Here is a 17,148-nt window from a genome sequence, read left to right as displayed (position 1 = left end):
TGGAAGCTGACCACCTGGTCCAGGGTGTAGGCCAGCACGGGGACAACCCGCGTACGGCCGGCGGCGGATTTCCGGGCAAAGACCACGCGGGCGGCAACCGGATGGAACTCGTCCGGCGTCCATGGTGTCTGCTGGACCGTCAGGGCTGGAGCACTGCACTGGCGGTGGCAGACGTAGTCGGTGAAGGTGAGGTGCTCGCCCCCATCGGGTGAGATGCTCTGCGTGATTTCCACGATGAGGGAACGAGGATCACCCGCTGCCAGCGGGCGCCGGCAAGCACCGCACGTCTTGGCGAAGTCTGCTGCACTGGTGACGTATTGCGTGGTGTCCCTGCCTTTGAAGGACACGAGGCGCCCGTCCCACGCCACGCTGCCTGTAATGGGCATGCGAGTTACCTACCTTCTTCACCCGTCAGTCCGCCTTGCCGCTGCAACAGGGGCTACCTTGTTGCTTGGCACCGGCGGCTTGGCCGGAAACCCCGGCCAGGTACCGGCATACTGACAGGCGCCTCCTAGGAAATTCCCAGAGTTGCTTGGGGCCGTCGTTCCCCCCATCCCACCGCTCACGCCTGCATGCCCCGGCTCTTCCAAGGTTTTCTCAAGCTGCTCCGCTGACAATGGATTTGCCGGTTAATGCACCTGCCAGCGCTGAAGCCGGTATGGCGCCGGGTCCGGAGGGGTTCTCCCCGGACCCGGCGCCTTCGTTTGGAGGGTTGTCAGGCGATCGCGGCCCCGCCGGCACCAGCACCGGAGCAGGAACCTAGCCACGCCGGTTTCCGGGTCCCTTCCCTCGCTTCGAAAATACGACGAGGAGAACGATGGGGATGAAAATCATCGTCAGGACAGTGCCAATTCCCCGGACGGTGACGCCGTCACTCTCATACCCCAGCACCATAGCCTTGCCGGGCTCCTCCTCGCGGTACACCACCGTAACTTCAGTGCCGCCCGCAGGTTGCTGGCCATGGCCCACAGTGGCGGAAGTGACGCGCTCCGTCCCGTCCGCGGACGTATACCTGACCCTGATGTCCCGCTGCGAAGCCCTCCTCCCGTCGTTGAAGTCAACAATGGTTCCGGTGGTGTGCACACCCGTCCGCGCGAGGTCCTCGTGCGCATCAGCCATGCGGGAACCGACACCGATCATCACCGGCCCCACCAAGACCAGGACAACGGCCAGCACCACCTGAACGGCGCGGCCCAGCAGTGTTTTGGGCTTGCGGTTTTCGGCGGGACCAGGGGAACTCATGGCGCCCATTCTAGGATCCGTCCCCGGCAACCGCCCGCCGGTATGTGCTCGGTGTGAAACCCAGGTACTTCTGAAAGTCATTCGTCAGGTGCGCGTGGTCGGCGTACCCTAGCTCGGCAGCTAGAGCTGCCAGGTCCGCCGTCGGGTCCAGGCGGGTCCGTTCGGCAGCGTCCTGAAGCCTTCGACGGCGGATCAGCGCGGCAGGGCTAAGGCCGATGTACTTCTTTGCCACACGCTGCAGGGTCCGCTGCGAAACCGCCAGAAGAGACGCCGCATCCTCCACTTGGACCACCGAGGCGTCCGAACCGATGACGTCCATCAGCCGGTTGGCCAGCAGCGCTTCCCCGGACACCCCCTGCCCTCCAAGGCACGCCAGCCACCCCGCAAAGGCGTCCGCTGCCCGCCCACGGCGGGTATCGCCGTCGTACGCGTTCATGGCCTCCGCGACGGAACAGTGCAGTGCTTCCGCGGCCACAGGCGTTTCCGTGTCCTGCAGGCTGGCCGGACTGTCTGTGAACAGCCGCACGGCGGCCGGCCGCAGCAGTGCACCGACGGCCCAGCCCCGTCCGGCCAGGTCCTGATGGGCGGCCCGGGTGGTCGGGCCGGAGAAGACCACGCCGCCTGGCTGCACCACGAGGTTGGAGCCCGGGTACGCGATCAGGTGCTGGCGGGAGGTGCGGCCGGGCTCGATGTCCCACTCGGGAATCCAGAACCACTGGACCAGGTCCGCCACGGACGCCGGCGCCGGAAGGCGGTGGAAAGTGGGAAGCCTGGCGGGGTACAGAATCCCCTTGAACGAACTCTCCATCGGTCCCCTCAGACTGTCGCGAATCTCCAAGCGCCGCCGCCGGCCGGGCACGTAGCGTCATAGACATGACAGATACTACAAGCACCCAATCGACCACCGCTGCCCACGGAAAGCACACCACCCACGGGATTCCGAACGGCCTGACGAGCCTCACGCCGTTCCTTGCCGTGACCGGCGCCCGGGAAGCGATCGCCTTCTACAAGGACGTGTTCGGCGCCCGCGTTGTCGGTGCCACAGAGATGCGCGGAGTGGTGGTCCACGCCGAACTCGACTTCGGCAACGGCCACCTCCAGCTCGGCGAACCCAGCCCCGAGTACCACCTGGTTCCGGCGCCGGAGGGTGAAAACGACTGCTACTCCCTCGGCCTCTACTGCGCGGATGTGGACGCCCTCGTGCACCGCGCCGAACAGGCCGGAGCCACCATCCGCGAGCCGCCGACCACCTTCGTCTCCGGCGACCGGTACGCCAGCATCCGGGATCCCTTCGGCGTCCGATGGTCCATCATGACCCGGGTGGAAGACCTCTCCGAGGAGGAAAGCAACCGCCGCGTCGAGGAGTGGGCGGCGCAGCAGGGGTAATCCCCTGAACTCTGCCCTGACGCGGGAGCCTCCCCTGCTTCATACTTATTCCAAGGACGAAGACCGACGATTGGATGGGGCCGGCCGTGGCCGTCGACCCCCGGTTGGCCCGAAGCAGGAACACCGCACCCCGCGAAGGGAGACCTGCACCCCATGCGCCGCAACCGTCTTGTCGCCGGAACGTCTTCGGTCCTCCTGGGCGTCGCCGGCCTCTGGGCCTTCACCCTCGCCGCCAGCGGCGGGAACAGCGCTGCGGAGGTCCCGGAACCGACCGCGGCTGTGGCTCCGTCACGCACGCTGTCATCCGGCGACATCACGTCACGTGGGGGTGGCGTGAGGATCGCGGCTGTAGGCGACATGAACGGCCCGGCGAACCTGGCAGCCGACAGCCACTCCGGGCGCAACGGCGCGGCCATTTCCGCGCTGGTGCGGAACAACCAGGTTGACGCGTTCCTGGGGCTCGGGGATTTCCAGTACGACACCGGGTACTGCGATGACTACGTGAAGTACTGGACGCGGCTTTGGGGCGGCACGAAGCCCAAGCTGTACTGGGTGTCCGCGCCCAACCATGACTGGCAACCCGGACGGAACGAAGACCTCGACAACTTTATGAACGGCCAATGCCCGGGTGCCCCCGCGAAGGCGGCGATCAACCAGCAGCGCGGGTTAATCGGGAACGGGACACCGTACTCGAAGGACTTCGGGAAGTGGCACATCGCGTTCCTGTCCTCCGCGCAGTGGCAGTACAACCCGGCACAGGCCCGGGCCTTGACGGCCTGGCTGGACAGGGACCTAGCTGCCGCCAAGGCAGCGGGCAGGCACCTGGCGGTGGTGCACCATGACCCGTACTTCACGTCGGACACCAGCGAACATGGACGGTCCACCGAACTCAAGCCGTGGATCGACGTGATGTGGAAGCACCGGGTGCGGTTCACCCTGTCCGGGTCACAACACAACTACGAACGCTCATGTCCGGTGAATAACGCTGACCAGTGCGTCAGCGACGGGATAACAGCATTCCAGGTTTCCACCGGAGGCATAGGGCTCCGTTCCTTCACCAGCAGTCCGACGTACATCGTGAAGCGGTTCAGTGACACGCATGGTTTCCTTCGGATGACACTCCGGGACGACGGCTCGTTTGTCTGGGGCTTCGTTCCAACGTCCGGGCCCGGCAAGGATGCAGGCTCGCGTCCCGCACCGAGGTAAGAGGCCCGCCAGGCCGGCCCTTTCGGGCCGGCCGGCGGGTATTGGTCAGGCGGCGTTGACTGTCACGGTGCGGGTGGCGAGCACCTCCGAAGTGACCCAATGCAGGAAGCTGATGCTGATGGTGTACTTCCCCGGCGCCGGCGGACGCAGCAGGAAGTCGAACTTCTCCGCCGCGCCGGACTTGATGATGTCGGTCAGGAGCGGCTGGCCGGCCATGGACGGCTGTACCGCCGGGCCTGTCGGGTTCGGCGTGGTCCAGAACGGCCGCCCGTCATGGGCGATCAACTCTGCGATCTTGGCCGGCCTTCCCGCTGCATCCGTGATCCTGGTCAGCGTGGGAAAGTAGTCCACGTTCACCATGCGCACCAGCGTGGGGTACCTGCCGTTTCCAGCAACGTTGGCCCGCATCTGGGAGACGGCCCAGACTATGTCGTCGCCCCGCGGACGGTTGGGGATGTTGCCGCCGAGGAGGAAAAAGTGCTTGGGCTCGAATCGGTTCAGCCCCACATCCTCACCGTTGAGTCCCGCGGCGTGGTTCAGTTCGTGCCACCGCGGATCCAGGGAGTACGGCGCAATCAGCGTTTCGGTGGCGGCGTCATACAGCGGACCTTCAAACGAGTGACGCCGGGTTCCGGCGGGCGCCGGCAAAGCGGGATTGGGCCGGGGATCGACGACGATCGCGCCGAACATGCCCATCTGAACGTGGAGCGGGGTGTTGACGTGGCAGTGGTAGAAGTAGGTGCCCGCCGCGCCCCTGTTGGGGTTGCCCCGCTCGGCGACGTCCGGCCTCCACTGGTATGTGTAGTGCCCCGTGACTTCGAAGGACGTGTGGCCCACGCCGTCGTTCCTCGGGTCCGGTTCAATGCCATGCCAGTGGATGGTGTGAACCCTCTTGCTGGGCTTGATCGTGGCCTGGAACAGCTGCCCCTCCTGCATCCGCACAGTGGTTCCGGGGATCTGGCGGCCGAACTTGTTGCCCTCGAAGCTCCACATCTCATGCTCGGAGCCGTCCGGGTACACGAACTTCCTGTTGAAGAAGTCCATCAGGAGGAAGACGTCCGGCTTCAGCGGGAACTCGGTTTTAGGACTGCCCTCATGCGGCTGGTCGGACGAGAAGTCCACCTGGCTCCGGAACGTGTGGTGCGGATCAGCGGCCGTCGGCGGCGTCCCCTCCGCAGGGGCCGGCTGGGCTGCCAGCACCCAGTCCGCCACGAGCCCGCCCGGGTACAGCCCGCCGCGGGCTGTCTGGGACGGCTCCGCGTGGCAGTGCATGGGATAAGTCCAGTCCTCGTTCCTTGCGTTCCACACCTGGTCAACGGTTTCCGGCGGCCGCCTGACCGGAAGCATCGCCTCCTTCCGCTCCAGCGGCTGCAGCTGGATGGTGTCCTCCCACTGCTGCAACTGCACGTCGCCCTGGGGAGAAACGCGGCCGTTGGAGCGGGGAAAGTCAATGCCGTTCGCCCGGACCGTCCAGACGTGGTTGCCATGGTAGTGGAGCTGGTGGTCCACGATGCCTGCGTTGAGCATCCGCATGAGGTGCCCGGTACGGATGGCCCCGGCGGAAGGCGTGGCGCTGAAATTGCGCACATCCGTCTCGCGCGGATGGCCGGAGGGCAGCGTGTCCTCGTGCCGCCGGTCGTTGAACGCCGGGTCAGTGGTGACCGCCAGGGACTGGAAACCGGAGAACCCGTTGATCGTGAAATAGTTCGGCACCGCCGGGACGGCGAGGGGATCGACCGTCTGCCCCCTCGATGCGATCCGGGCCCAGTTGGAGTCCACGTCGTGGCACAGCCACAGCCACTGGCGTTCGAACTCCGCCGCGCCCGGGGCAAGCCGCCACGCGTTGCGGGGATCGATCACCACCAGGCCGCCGTACAGGCCGAGGGTTCGCTCCACGGGCTGGTTGCCCGGGTCCGTATACACGTAGGTCCCCGGCCGCGGTGCCGGAAAGCGCAGCAGTTTCGTTTTTCCCGGTGCCACCGGACCGGAGCCGATGTCCGCACCGCCCGGTCCGGCACGGTGGAACCGGATCTCGTGCGGCTGGGCGACGTTGTTGTGCACCATGATCTCGATGGTGCTGCCGGTTTCCGCGATCAGCGTCCGCGGCGGGAAAAAGCTGGCCCAGTAACCACGCCGGGCGAGGACGTTCCGGGTTATTGCAGGATCCGGCCGCAGCGGCTGGGGCCTGCCGTGCGGCGGTACAGGAGCTCCCAGCGGATAGGTCCGGCTGGCCACAACGCGGCCGTTGGCGGTGATGACCCGCGGGCTCAGTGCCAGCGCCGGGGTCGGATCATTGACCGCAGTGCGGCGGTCCCCGAATCCCCGGTGGTAAACGAGTGAACCGTCCACCATCGGAACGAATCCGTCGTTGATGTGCACGTCTAGTACTGCCATTGCCGGCCTCCTGTGTATTGGAGACCGGGATTAGATGAGAAACACAGGTCCATGTCGCCCCCAATTGCGATTTTCAGACAGGCATTGATGGTGCCGGGGGCAGCCTAGGGAAATCTTGGGGTTCCATCTGTAAGGCGGCATGTCCTGACATACGGCACCAGCAGGACCCGGCAGGACATGCCAGGCCCGCGGCTATCCGGGAAGCGTCAACGTCCGTTCAGCTGTTCCGGCCCGGCTGCCGTGTGGCGCCCGTGTCCGCTTTGGCCGTTCGCCGAGGCGGGACCGGCCCAGGTGGCCCATTCCTTCACATCGACCGTGGGCTGGCCCAGGAAATGGCCTTGGCCGGCGGCCACTGCCAGCCGGGTCAGAACCGCAAGTTCGTCGGGGGTTTCGATTCCGACGGCGGCCAGCGCGGCCCCGGTCTGGCGTCCGAATTCAACCAGGTCCGCGACCAGGTACTGGCGGCTGGGATCGGCCTCGATCCCTGTGACCAGGCAGCGCCCGATCTTGATGACATCAGGCCGGAGGGACCGGATGTGGCGCATCGAGGCTGCGTCCGTGCCCGCCTCATCGACCGCCAGCCCCATGCCGGAACTGCGCAGCGGCGTCAGGACGTCCAGCAGCGGACCCAGTTGCTCGGGCTGGAGCGGTTCGGTGAGTTCCAGCATGATCCCCGAGGGTTCCAGGGACGCGCGTGCCAGGAACCCCGGCAGCCGGGGATCCAGGCACACGGCCGGGGAGAGGTTCAACGCCACAACCAGCCCGGGCGGCAAATCCTGCGCCGCGGCCACAGCCGCCTGCAGCGCTGAGAACTCCAGGTCAGCGCCCAGCCCGACGGCGGCGGCATTCTTGAACCAGGAACCCGCACCGTCGCCGTCCGGCTCCCACAAAAAACGCGTCAGGGCTTCAGCGCCGATGACGCCGCCGCGGCGCAGATCGTGGATCGGCTGGTAAGCCGTGACCAGCATGCCGCCGTGCAGGACCGCCTCGATGGCCGCCTGGCCGTGGCCGGGGACACTGATCTGCCCCTCGGCCGGATGCCGGTGCACATCCTGGTTTCCGGGGTTGGGCCCGTTGTCGGCTTGCCGGGCCAGGGAGCGGGTGAAGACCAGGTGCTCATGGAGCGCTGCTTCCGGGTTGCCGGGATGCGCTGCCACGTGCTCCCGCAGCCGGTCCCGGATCTCGGCCCCTTCCGGATCCGTGCCGGACAGGACCGCGTCGATAATCTCGTAGGCCTGCTCGCGCACCAGCGGTATTTCGGCAGCGGCCCCGTCATCCTCCGGCCAGCTGTCGTCATCAGGGAACCGGGTGTTGTCCAAGGGGCACTCCTCTGGTTCCGGGCAGCTGGCCGCTGGCTGGACTTCCTGCCTTCGGATGCATCATAAACGCAGCTGAGCCGTCTTGACACGTCTGTGACAGGAATTTCACAAACCTGTTAACAGCGGCACTGGCTAGACTGTGACGGTGCCGTCCACCCCCACCCCGCCGCCCGGCCCCGACTCCCGCAGAAGCCGGTTCGCCGAGAAGCTCCTGCCCGGCGGCACCGAGCCTGATCCGCGCTTCACCCTGGCCAATGAGCGGACGTTCCTGGCCTGGATCCGCACATCCCTGGCGCTGCTCGCCGGCGGCATCGCGGTGGAGGCCTTCACCACCGACGTCTTTCCCGAGCCCATCCGCCGCGCGCTGTCAGTCCTGCTCCTTCTCCTGGGAATGCTGCTGAGCGCCGGATCCGCCATCCGCTGGCTGCGGGTTGAAGCCAGCCTGCGGTCCAACCGGCCGCTGCCCCTGCCGTTGATCGGCCCGCTGCTCGCCGCCGGCTGCGCCGTCGCGGCGGCGGTGGTGATCGCCGTCGTCGTCCTGGCCTGAACCATGGACGAAAACCCGGCCACCGCTCCCCTGCCCGGCGACGGCCCCCAGCAAATCCATGGACCGCTCGACGGCGACCCCGGGCTGCAGCCCGAACGCACCGCGTTGGCATGGGGCCGGACGGTCCTGACACTGATCGCCGCCAGCGCAGTGTGCCTGCGCTGGCTGCCGGACCAGGGACCGTTCGTGCTGGCGATGTTCGGCCTCACCGTCGCCGCCGGAACCGGCATCTACGCCACCCAGCGGCGGCGCTACCGGCGCAGCGTTAGAGGCATCCGGGCGGGGCAACTGTCACCGGACATCGCGGCCGTCTTCTGGACCGCCGGCGCCTGCGTTGCGCTCGGCGCACTGGGCGTGTTGCTGGTGCTGTCCTGACCCGTCATTTGGCCGCTCTCTTGAATCCAGCAAATTTTATGCTGAAAAACGGCCCCAAGACTTGTAGCGTGTGGTGTGGGCGGTGAACTTGGAGTTGGTGCTGGGCCGGCTCAAGCACCCGCCAGACGTGGAGTTTGACCATGACCGGATTGGGAGTGGCAGTCGTCATTGAGGACGACGCCGATATGCGCAATCTGCTGCGGGCAGTCCTGGAACAGACGGGATTTGCCGTCTACACCGCGGCCAGCGGGCTTGAGGGGGTGGACCTCGTGCGGCGCCGGCTTCCCCGTGTGGTGACTGTCGACGTCGGGCTTCCGGACATCGACGGTTTCGAAGTCCTGCGGCGCATCCGGCCCTTCAGCGCCGCCCGGGCCGTGATGCTCACGGGTCGCGCCGACGAAGCGGACATCGAGGAAGCGCTGCACTGCGGGGCCGACGAGTACATCACGAAGCCGTTCCGTCCCCGTGAGCTGCGGACCCGGATCGAGGCGATGCTGGCCGCCGGAACCGCGGGGCCGGTTCACCATGCGGTGTAGCTGACCGAATCGCCCCCGGCCTCGCGTGGCCGGCGACGAGCTCGTTGACTGTCGCGCGCCCGCAGACACCGACGGCGGTCAGCAGTTCCCCGCCGGCCGGAAAGTTTCCTGCCTGGATGGTTTCCTGCAGCGTCTGCGCGAGGTGTGCCAAGGGGGTGCCTCCTACCATGGACGACGAGACTTTCAGGCTGATGGCCGCATCCAGCGCGGCCTCGGCATCCTGCCGTTCGATGGCGTCAGCCAGGGTCTCATGGCGCCGCGGCCACAGCGAGACGTAGTCATGAATGAAGCGCTGGACAACCGCGGGTCCGGCGAGCTGCTCCTCGAGGTCCCGCAGTACCTCCGCGTCCACCCACACCACGGGACCAGGCGCGCGGCTGCCGCCGGCCACGTCGGCCGGGCGTCCGGGCAGACGGAAAAGGTGTGGCTCCTCCCCCTTGGGGGCCGGTTCCTCAGTGGCAGCGGTGGCGGGTGTTCTGGGCACATTTCAAGGCTAGGGTCCAAGGCCCCGCCGCGGTGGTGTCTCAGGGCGATCCTGTGCAAACCCTGCGCGTTCGCTGACGGTACCTGTTCCCGTCCTGCGGATAGCCGGGCCCGGCGCTTTCTGGAGGGGGAGCTGCCGGGCCCGGCCGTCCCGGGGTTCGGTTTGGCGGGGCCTCACCACCGGGACATTTCAATACTGATAGTCAGCCCTTGGAAAAACCTCGGACTTCCCTATTTAAGTTGCCCTAGGCCACCAGTTTTGGGGGTGCGCCGAAACTGATTCGCCTGTGCAGACGGGTGGCCGCGGCTGGCGAAAAACAGGTAGCGGCCACTCGTTTCAAAACGGCGCACAGGGTGTTGAGTGTATGTGGGCGGATAGTGTTGAGGCCCCGACTCAGGCCGCCGGCATCACCGTGGGTTCCGGACGCGTATGCGCCGAACCACACGGAGCCGGCGGCATGAGCGCCCGTCAGCCCAGGCCTGAGTGGCCTACGCAGGCAGGGCGGCCGCCCGCCGTCGTGCCGGCAGAGCCGCAACCAGCAGCGCGGCGATGGCGACGGCGGCACTCAGCACCAGCCCCGGCCGGTACTGCTCAAGCATGGCGGCCGCACTTCGGACGGTACCGCCGTCGGAATGCCCGCCGCTGACCATTGCCGTGGTAACCGCCAGAACCAGCGCGGCCCCCACCTGGGTGCTGGTCTGGATGAGCCCGGCGGCCAGGCCCTGCTCGGAGTCCCTGATGCCCGCGGTGGCCTGGACGTTGATGGACGGGAAGGCCAGGGCGAAGCCGATGCCCAGCAGGATGATCGAGGGCAGGATGTCCAGGGCGTAGTTGGGCATGGTGCCCACCCGGAGGAACAGGACGTAGCCGAGGCCCATGGAGACCAGGCCGGCCAGAATCAGCCGGGTGGCACCGAACACGTTGATCAGGCGGTCGGCGAACGGCGCGCTGGTGGCCACGATCAGTCCCGTCGGCAGCAGGGCCAGGGCCATGGCCAGCGGGCTCCAGCCCAGGGCGGTCTGCAGGAACAGCGTCACGATGAACTGGAAGCTGAGGTAGGAGCCGAACAGCCCCACCGCGCTGAGGTTGGCCCGCGCCACCCAGCCCTCGCGCAGGATGCCGAAGCGGATGAGCGGGTGCCTGACCTTGTTTTCGATGACGGCGAAGGCCGCCAGCACCGCGGCGGAGATGATGAATCCGGCGATTGTTGCCACAGATCCCCAGCCCCGTTCCGGCGCGGACACCAGCGTGTACACGAGTCCCAGCATGCCCAGCGCCAGGGTGACGGCACCCCAGATGTCATGGCCGCTGTCCGCGGCGTCGGGCCTGTCCCGCGGGATGAAGCGGGCGCCCAGGATGACCACCGCGATGGCGATCGGCACGGAAACCAGGAAGGTCCAGCGCCAGCTGAGGCTGGTCATGAGACCGCCGACGACGAGCCCCAGGGAGAAGCCGCTGGCACCGAACGTGGTGAAGATCGAGAGGGCCTTGTTGCGGTGGCGGCCCTCGGCGAAGTTGGTGGTGATGATGGAAAAGCCGGTGGGCGCGGTGAAGGCGGCGGCAAGGCCCTTCACGAACCGGGTGGCGATGAGGATGGCGGGGTCGTCCACGAGTCCGCCCAGCAGGGAGGCGGCGGCGAAGACCGAGAGGGCGATGAGGAAGATCCGGCGGCGGCCCAGGAGGTCGGCGAGCCGGCCGCCCAGCAGCAGCAGGCTGCCGTAGCCGAGGACGTAGGCGGAGACAATCCACTGCAGGGCGTCCGTGCCGAGGTTCAGTTCGCGCCCGATGGACGGCAGGGCCACGCCCACCATGGACACGTCCAGGCCGTCCAGGGCCAGCACGGTGCAGACAACCATGAGCAGGAGCCACTGGGCGCGGGTCCAGCGGACAGCCGTGGCGATGGGGCCGGCAGATCGTTCGAGGGTGGTGGGTGATGTCATGGTTGAAAATCTATATGACGCGTCATTCAATGACAAGGAATATGACACGGAATATTATGACGTGGACTTGAGTTTGTCTGTCGGGTAAAATCGGGGCATGGCTTCGACGACGGACCGCCTGCTGGTTGAGCAATGGCGCAGCATCCAGGACGCGTACTTCCGCACTTCGTGCGCCCTCGACCGGGCGCTGGACGCCAAGTTCGACATTGGCCTGAACGAGTTCGAGATCCTGGACCTGGTGGCCGAGAACAGCAAGTCCTCGTGCCGGATGAAGGAACTCGGCGAGCGGACCCCCATGAGCCAGAGCGCCGTCTCCAAGGTGGTGGACCGGCTGGAGAAGGCCGGGCTGCTGACCCGCGAGTCCTGTGCCGACGACCGCCGGTCGCTGTACCTCAAGCTCACGGCGGCGGGCCGCAAGCTCCACCAGGCAGCCGCCGTCGAACACCGCGCGCTGCTGAAGGAAAACCTGGGCTGACCCCTTCTTACTGCTTCTTGACGGGGCTACCTCCTGCGCGTACAACCAGCCGTATCGGTCCAGATGCGGGCCGTTGCACAACGAGGTGTATGAGGAGCAGGAGATGGCAGTCGCGGTCATTATGGAATTCAAGGGCGCCACGCTGGCGCAATACGATCAGGTCATCGAAAAAATGAACCTGACCAAGGGCGGCCCCGGTCCGGCCGGCGCCCTTGGGCACTGGGTGGCGGCAACGGACGATGGGCTGCTCGTCACGGACCTCTGGCAATCCCGCGAGCAGTACGAGGCCTTCGCGCGGGACCAGATCGGTCCCTACAGTGCAGAGGCCGGGATACCGGAGCAACCGAAAATTACCTATCACGAAGTGCACAACTACTTCACTCCTGGCGCTGACACCTGACAAGTGACGGACACCCCGGCGGCGGCGCCTAACCCACGGCCGCCGTCGTCAATCCCCGGGCGGTCCCGGGCTGGTGGCGTGGCCCAGGATGTGCGCCACGGGCGGGGTCAACGACTGGACGGCAAAGCCGAAACGCTGGTTGTCCCGGACAGTGAACCCTGCCTTGGTGATGGCGCCGAGGGTGTCGCGGTTGGGGTGGCATCCGCCGGCCAGGCGCTGCCAAGCGGGGGTGAGCAGGTCTTCGACGGCGGCCAGGACGGGGCGGCCGGAGCGGACGTGCTCGTAGTAGGCAAGGGTGCCGCCGGGGCGGAGGACGCGGCGGATTTCCGCGAGCGCGGCAGCCTGGTCCGCGACGCTGCACAGTACGAGGCTGGCGACGACGGCATCCGCACTGCCGTCGTCGGCCGGGATGCGTTCGGCGGCGGCAGCCTTCACGGTCACCGGCACGGCGGACGTGGCGGCACGTTTCGCGGCGAGGCCTCTGAGGTAGTCGTCGGGCTCCAGGGCCAGGACGTGGGTGACCGCCAGCGGGTAGAGCGCGAAGGCCGATCCGTCCCCCGCGCCGATCTCGATGACCGCCCCGGACAGTCCGGCCAGCAGGCGGCGGCGGTGTTCGGTGGCGCCGCGGCTGTTCATCCGCCCGACCGCACGTGCGTAGGCACGGGCGAAGCGCGGATGCTGGAGGTGCGTCAGCGCCTGGGCGCCGCCCTGGTCCGCACCGCTGTCCATACCGTTCACTCCTTACGCAGCATCGCTTCCATCTCGTCGATGAGGCCGGCCACGCCCGGCGATGCGGCGATCGCCCTGCCGATCCGCTGGCTCCCGTCGCAGTAGTGGCCGTCACTCAGCACCTTTTTGACGGCGTGGCGGATGGCCGCCGGCTTGGGCCGTCCGGTTTTGAGATTGATTCCGACGCCGGCCCAGGCAACCCGGGCGGCTCCCTCCGGTTTATCCTCGGTGTCCCCCGCCACCACGATGGGCACGCCGTTTTCCATGGCGTAGTGGAGGCCGCCGTAGCCGCCATTGGTGACGTAGACGGCCACCTTCGGCAGGAGCTCCGCGTCCGGGAGGAATTCGGCGGCGCGGGCGTTGGCCGGGAGCGGCGGCAGCGCCGACAGCGGGCGGCGGCCGGTGCTGACGACGACGGTGACGTCCTCCTCCGCAAGGCCTTCGAGGGTGGGACCCACCAGCGCGGTGAAGTCCTCGTTGGAGACGGTCCCCTGCGTCACGTAGACCACCGGGCGGGAGCCATCCAGCTCGCCCCACCAGTCGGGCTTCGGCGTCACGGAGGCGGACGCGGCGTGCCGGGACATCGGCCCGAAGAAGCGCAGGTTGTCCGGCGCGTCCGAGCGCGGGTACTCGAATTCCTCCACAGTGAACTGGGCGATGAGTTCGGCGCGGCGGGCCCAGTCGAGGATGAACAGCCCGTCCAGCCCCACGCCCACGAGTTCGCGGGTGAGGTCGTCCACCTGCTGCTGGCTGTCCTTCAGCACCACATCCTCAACCATCCAGTTCAGCACGCGGTTCCGCAGGCGCGCTGCTTTCCCCTTGCCCGGGGCCAGGCCCGAACCATAGGGCGCGCAGTCCGGACTGGACAGCGTCAGCGGCAGGATCCCGCAGGCGATGACGGCGGGGCGCTGGCTGCGCGGAAGCCGGGACAGCGTGGCGGCGCCCATGAAGGTGACTTCTGCCAGGACGGCGTCCGTGTGCTCCGCGGCGATGGCGGCCTCGAGCGGCAGGTACTGGCCGCGGGCCGGCTCGATCACCAGCCCGCGGATGCCCTCGCGGATCGCCTGCACGCCGGTGGCCGAGCTGGGCTCGGCCGAGTACTCGGCGCCCGGCCCCAGCGGCAGGAACTCGGCTCCGACGGCCTTCACCGCGGCCTCGTAGTCGGGGCCGGTGAGGAACCGCACCCGGTGACCGCAGTCAATCAGGTGGCCAGCGACTCCGAGCATGGGCGATACGTGGCCGTCGTGGGGGCCGCTGCAAACGATGACTGATGACATGCTCGGAGCCTATGGCCTGTGCGGGTCCGGGGATAGAGCCGCGGCCGTCTGATTCGCGGTGGTGCACCCAAAGCCGCCGGCACCGCCCCGCCGTCGAACTTTTCGGCCGCCCAACGGATATGCTTCCCCGTGGGTACGCGCGACCGCGCACGCTACGGGACTATCGGGGGAATTTCATGGCCGGACTGACGTCGACCGGCAGGCTGTCCGGGGCCGAACGCGGGATGCTGCACGGCATTTTGTGGGGTGCCCTGACCGTGGCAGTTATTGCGTGGTGCCTGGCCGGAGTGCAGATCTACGGGATCTGGGTGGGCGATCCGGTCCTCTCCGTCTCCCTGCTGAACAGCTTCTTTCCTGATATTGGCGAGGGCAGCCGCGGCGTCCTGGCCGGCCAGTACGAAACCGCGTCCCTGACCCTCAGCTACATTCCGCTCCCGGCCCGGCTGATGCTGACCGTCGCCGCGCTGCTGCGCCACCTGCCCGTGGTGGCCGTCTGCCTGGTGATGGCGCTCCTCTGCCGTCAACTGCTCCGCTACCGGCCCCTGGCAAAGGCCGGCATGTACGCGGTGGCGGGGGCCGGCGTCGCGGTTTTCCTGGCGGGGATGCTCCCCGGGATCCTGGAATCCGTCGCCACGGTCACCACCGCCCAGGAACTGGGCCTGCCCGGCCCGGAGCAGTCCGACGTCCGGGAAACCCTGACCATCCCGTTCCTGCCCGTCGACTGGCCGCTGCTGGCCATGGGCATCTTCCTCATCGTGGTTGCCAGCGCCTTACAGATGGGCGCCATCCAGCTCGGCGCGCTCACTGCCGGACCGGTCCGGTCCGGAGCTGAACTCCCGCCGCCGCGCTGAGTGGGATCGGCAACGCCGTTCCATGCCGTCGATGCCGCGTTCTGAGGGTTCGTCCGGCACCCAGAGTTCAAGCCGGGTGCCATCCCGCGGTTCGATCCTGGCTTCGGTGCCGAGGACGACGACGACATCCACGCCGCCGATAACGTCGTCGGTGACCGGCTTGGGGTATTCGCCGTCATGAGGGTGATTCTTCCTTGTTCGGGCGAGGCCGGCTGTCCAACCTGCCCGCCGGGTGGGCGGGCAGGTTGGATACGGAGTGGGAGGTCAGCAGCAGTCCTGATCGTCGTCGCAGCAGTTGTCGTCGCAGCAGCCTGTGTTCATCAATGTCACCCCCTCCCCTTACGGTTTTGCTTATGCGGAGGCCGGGATCAGGGAGGCGATCAGGGCCTCCACACGGGTCTTGATCTCGTCCCGGATAGGGCGGACGGAGTCCACGCCCTTGCCGGCCGGATCTTCCAGGACCCAGTCCTCGTAGCGCTTGCCGGGGAAGTACGGGCATTCATCGCCGCAGCCCATGGTGATGACGACGTCGGACTCCTTGACGGCCTCGGTGGTGAGGACTTTCGGTATCTCCGCGGACATGTCGATGCCGACCTCGGCCATGGCCTCGACAGCGGACGGGTTGACCTTCTCCGCCGGCTGGGATCCGGCGGAGCGGACCTCGATGCCGCCGTGCGACAGCGTGGTGAGGAACGCGGCGGCCATCTGGGACCGGCCGGCGTTGTGGACGCAGACGAACAGGACGGAGGGCTTTCCGGTCATGAGAGGACCTTTCGGTTGGCCGCTTCCGCGGCGGACGTGGCGGTGGCTGGGACAAGTGTCGGGTAGAGAAGGCGGACCAGGACGTAACCGACGGCGCCGCCGAGGAGCTGGGCCAGGATGAAGCCGGGCGCGGAGGCCGGCGCGATCCCGGCGAAGGTATCGGTGATGGTCCGGGCGACCGTCACGGCCGGGTTGGCGAAGCTGGTGGAGCTGGTGAACCAGTACGCGGCGGTGATGTATCCGCCGACGGCGAATGCCACCCGGTCCGCCCTGCCGGAGCGGACCGTGCCGAACACGATGAGCAGCAGCCCGGCTGTGGCAATGACCTCGCCGAGCCAAAGACCGGCGCCGGAGCGCTCGTGGCTGGCGAACGTGACGGGGCCGACGCCGAACATCAGGTTCGCCAGCACCGTCCCGGCCAGGCCGCCGAGGAACTGCGCGGCGATCAGGCCCAGGGCAGCGCCGGTGTCGATCATGCCCAGGGCGCGCTCGACCAGCGTCACCACCGGATTGAACGACGCCGAGACGGGCTGCAGCGCCAGGATCAGCGTCACCAGGGCGGCACCCGTGGCGAGGCTGTTCTGCAAAAGCTGCAGGCCGACGTCGTCCGGGGAAAGCCGGGACGCCATCACGCCGGAGCCGACGACGGCCATGACCAGGAACGCCGTGCCAACGAATTCCGCACCGGCCCTGCGCATCAGTACTGTCACTTCGCCTGGCCCCCGATCAGGGCGGCCAGGTTTTCCAGCGCCTCGGTTCGCGCCCGGTAGTAGACCCAGACACCCCGCTTCTCGCGGTCCAGCAGGCCCACCTCATGCAGCAGCTTCAGGTGGTGGCTGATGGTCGGCTGCGACAGCTCGAATGCGTCGTTCAGGTCGCAGACGGAGGCCTCGCCGCCCTCATGGGAGGCGACGAGCGACATCAGCCGGAGCCGCACCGGATCAGCCAGCGCCTTCAGCAGCGGGGCGATGCCCTCCGCCTCGGATGCGGAGAGCGGCTCGCGGGCCAGCGGGGAGCAGCACGCCACCGTTTGAACGGGGGTCAGTTCCATAGACATAGACACATCTGAATATTCACATCCATCTATGTCTGCGTCAAGATGGCACCTCCACCGGGGGCCCCAAAAAGGCACCTGCATCCTTGACCCGAATACCCCTAGGGGGTATATTGTCAGCGTTGTCAGTGAGTGGTTTGTCCAGGGGGCGTCCCCGTCACAGCCGTTCAA

At 67.5% G+C, this 17,148-nt stretch carries 19 protein-coding genes; 8 read left to right on the top strand and 11 right to left on the bottom strand.

Features of this window, described 5'->3' with window-relative positions; all coding sequences use genetic code 11:
* Positions 1-759: 759 nt before the first annotated feature.
* Both ACFTSA_RS01150 and ACFTSA_RS01145 read right to left on the bottom strand, forming a co-directional pair.
* Positions 760-1,242: a DUF3592 domain-containing protein gene (locus ACFTSA_RS01150; RefSeq protein ID WP_377948857.1), complete on the bottom strand. Its 483-nt coding sequence runs from the start codon at positions 1,240-1,242 to the stop codon at positions 760-762.
* A gap of 10 nt (positions 1,243-1,252) precedes the next feature.
* Complete coding sequence (locus tag ACFTSA_RS01145) at positions 1,253-2,050, bottom strand: helix-turn-helix domain-containing protein (RefSeq protein WP_377948856.1); 798 nt, start codon at positions 2,048-2,050, stop codon at positions 1,253-1,255.
* 65 nt (positions 2,051-2,115) lie between these two features.
* On the opposite strand from ACFTSA_RS01145, the gene ACFTSA_RS01140 reads away from it, so the two are divergent.
* Entirely contained in the window at positions 2,116-2,628 is a 513-nt protein-coding gene (locus ACFTSA_RS01140; protein ID WP_377948853.1) for a VOC family protein, read from the top strand.
* Positions 2,629-2,781: 153 nt separating this feature from the next.
* A complete protein-coding gene (locus ACFTSA_RS01135; RefSeq protein WP_377948851.1) occupies positions 2,782-3,834 on the top strand; it encodes a hypothetical protein in 1,053 nt (350 codons plus the stop codon).
* Positions 3,835-3,879: 45 nt separating this feature from the next.
* Here ACFTSA_RS01135 and ACFTSA_RS01130 read toward each other — a convergent pair whose 3' ends face one another.
* Both ACFTSA_RS01130 and ACFTSA_RS01125 read right to left on the bottom strand, forming a co-directional pair.
* Entirely contained in the window at positions 3,880-6,228 is a 2,349-nt protein-coding gene (locus ACFTSA_RS01130) for a multicopper oxidase domain-containing protein (RefSeq protein ID WP_377948849.1), read from the bottom strand.
* Between the two features lie 206 nt (positions 6,229-6,434).
* On the bottom strand, positions 6,435-7,547 hold the full coding sequence (locus tag ACFTSA_RS01125; RefSeq protein WP_377948847.1) for an EAL domain-containing protein: 1,113 nt from the start codon (positions 7,545-7,547) through the stop codon (positions 6,435-6,437).
* A gap of 145 nt (positions 7,548-7,692) precedes the next feature.
* Between ACFTSA_RS01125 and ACFTSA_RS01120 the strand changes: the two genes are divergently transcribed.
* The 3 genes from ACFTSA_RS01120 to ACFTSA_RS01110 all read left to right on the top strand — a co-directional run bounded on the left by ACFTSA_RS01120 (position 7,693) and on the right by ACFTSA_RS01110 (position 9,005).
* Positions 7,693-8,094, top strand: a complete 402-nt coding sequence (locus tag ACFTSA_RS01120) for a YidH family protein (protein WP_377948845.1) — start codon at positions 7,693-7,695, stop codon at positions 8,092-8,094.
* A 3-nt stretch (positions 8,095-8,097) separates the two neighbouring features.
* Entirely contained in the window at positions 8,098-8,469 is a 372-nt protein-coding gene (locus tag ACFTSA_RS01115) for a DUF202 domain-containing protein (RefSeq protein WP_377948843.1), read from the top strand.
* Between the two features lie 140 nt (positions 8,470-8,609).
* Positions 8,610-9,005 carry a response regulator transcription factor gene (locus ACFTSA_RS01110; protein WP_377948841.1) on the top strand — a complete coding sequence of 132 codons (396 nt, stop codon included), beginning with the start codon at positions 8,610-8,612 and terminating at the stop codon, positions 9,003-9,005.
* On the opposite strand, the gene ACFTSA_RS01105 is transcribed toward ACFTSA_RS01110, so the two are convergent.
* Both ACFTSA_RS01105 and ACFTSA_RS01100 read right to left on the bottom strand, forming a co-directional pair.
* Positions 8,914-9,489, bottom strand: coding sequence for an Hpt domain-containing protein (locus ACFTSA_RS01105; protein ID WP_377948839.1), 576 nt, complete (start codon positions 9,487-9,489; stop codon positions 8,914-8,916). The two genes, ACFTSA_RS01110 and ACFTSA_RS01105, sit on opposite strands and share 92 nt — an antisense overlap.
* 488 nt (positions 9,490-9,977) lie before the next feature.
* The gene (locus tag ACFTSA_RS01100) at positions 9,978-11,429 is read right to left on the bottom strand and encodes an MFS transporter (RefSeq protein ID WP_377948837.1); all 1,452 of its coding nucleotides are present in this window, start codon (positions 11,427-11,429) and stop codon (positions 9,978-9,980) included.
* A 97-nt stretch (positions 11,430-11,526) separates the two neighbouring features.
* On the opposite strand from ACFTSA_RS01100, the gene ACFTSA_RS01095 reads away from it, so the two are divergent.
* Together ACFTSA_RS01095 and ACFTSA_RS01090 are read left to right on the top strand one after the other, a co-directional pair.
* A complete protein-coding gene (locus tag ACFTSA_RS01095; protein ID WP_377948835.1) occupies positions 11,527-11,904 on the top strand; it encodes a MarR family winged helix-turn-helix transcriptional regulator in 378 nt (125 codons plus the stop codon).
* A gap of 103 nt (positions 11,905-12,007) precedes the next feature.
* Entirely contained in the window at positions 12,008-12,304 is a 297-nt protein-coding gene (locus tag ACFTSA_RS01090) for a hypothetical protein (RefSeq protein ID WP_377948833.1), read from the top strand.
* 48 nt (positions 12,305-12,352) lie between these two features.
* Here the strand turns inward: ACFTSA_RS01090 and ACFTSA_RS01085 are convergent, their stop codons facing one another.
* Together ACFTSA_RS01085 and ACFTSA_RS01080 are read right to left on the bottom strand one after the other, a co-directional pair.
* Entirely contained in the window at positions 12,353-13,033 is a 681-nt protein-coding gene (locus ACFTSA_RS01085) for a class I SAM-dependent methyltransferase (protein WP_377948832.1), read from the bottom strand.
* 5 nt (positions 13,034-13,038) lie between these two features.
* On the bottom strand, positions 13,039-14,310 hold the full coding sequence (locus tag ACFTSA_RS01080) for a glycosyltransferase (protein ID WP_377948830.1): 1,272 nt from the start codon (positions 14,308-14,310) through the stop codon (positions 13,039-13,041).
* A 176-nt stretch (positions 14,311-14,486) separates the two neighbouring features.
* Between ACFTSA_RS01080 and ACFTSA_RS01075 the strand changes: the two genes are divergently transcribed.
* Positions 14,487-15,161: a hypothetical protein gene (locus ACFTSA_RS01075; protein ID WP_377948827.1), complete on the top strand. Its 675-nt coding sequence runs from the start codon at positions 14,487-14,489 to the stop codon at positions 15,159-15,161.
* Between the two features lie 351 nt (positions 15,162-15,512).
* On the opposite strand, the gene ACFTSA_RS01070 is transcribed toward ACFTSA_RS01075, so the two are convergent.
* The 3 genes from ACFTSA_RS01070 to ACFTSA_RS01060 are packed head-to-tail and all read right to left on the bottom strand — an operon-like array spanning position 15,513 to position 16,980.
* The gene (locus tag ACFTSA_RS01070) at positions 15,513-15,923 is read right to left on the bottom strand and encodes an arsenate reductase ArsC (RefSeq protein WP_377948825.1); all 411 of its coding nucleotides are present in this window, start codon (positions 15,921-15,923) and stop codon (positions 15,513-15,515) included.
* Positions 15,920-16,633 (bottom strand): aquaporin, encoded by a 714-nt coding sequence (locus ACFTSA_RS01065; RefSeq protein ID WP_377948824.1) that lies wholly within the window; start codon positions 16,631-16,633, stop codon positions 15,920-15,922. The genes ACFTSA_RS01070 and ACFTSA_RS01065 overlap by 4 nt, the downstream gene beginning before the upstream one ends.
* Positions 16,630-16,980: a metalloregulator ArsR/SmtB family transcription factor gene (locus ACFTSA_RS01060; RefSeq protein WP_377948823.1), complete on the bottom strand. Its 351-nt coding sequence runs from the start codon at positions 16,978-16,980 to the stop codon at positions 16,630-16,632. Before ACFTSA_RS01060 ends, ACFTSA_RS01065 begins: the two co-directional genes overlap by 4 nt.
* Positions 16,981-17,148: the final 168 nt, after the last annotated feature.

This window comes from Arthrobacter sp. NPDC057013 (assembly GCF_042674585.1).
Lineage (GTDB): Bacteria > Actinomycetota > Actinomycetes > Actinomycetales > Micrococcaceae > Arthrobacter.
Note: the sequence above shows the minus strand (reverse complement) of the source record. Positions and strands in the feature narration are given on the sequence as shown.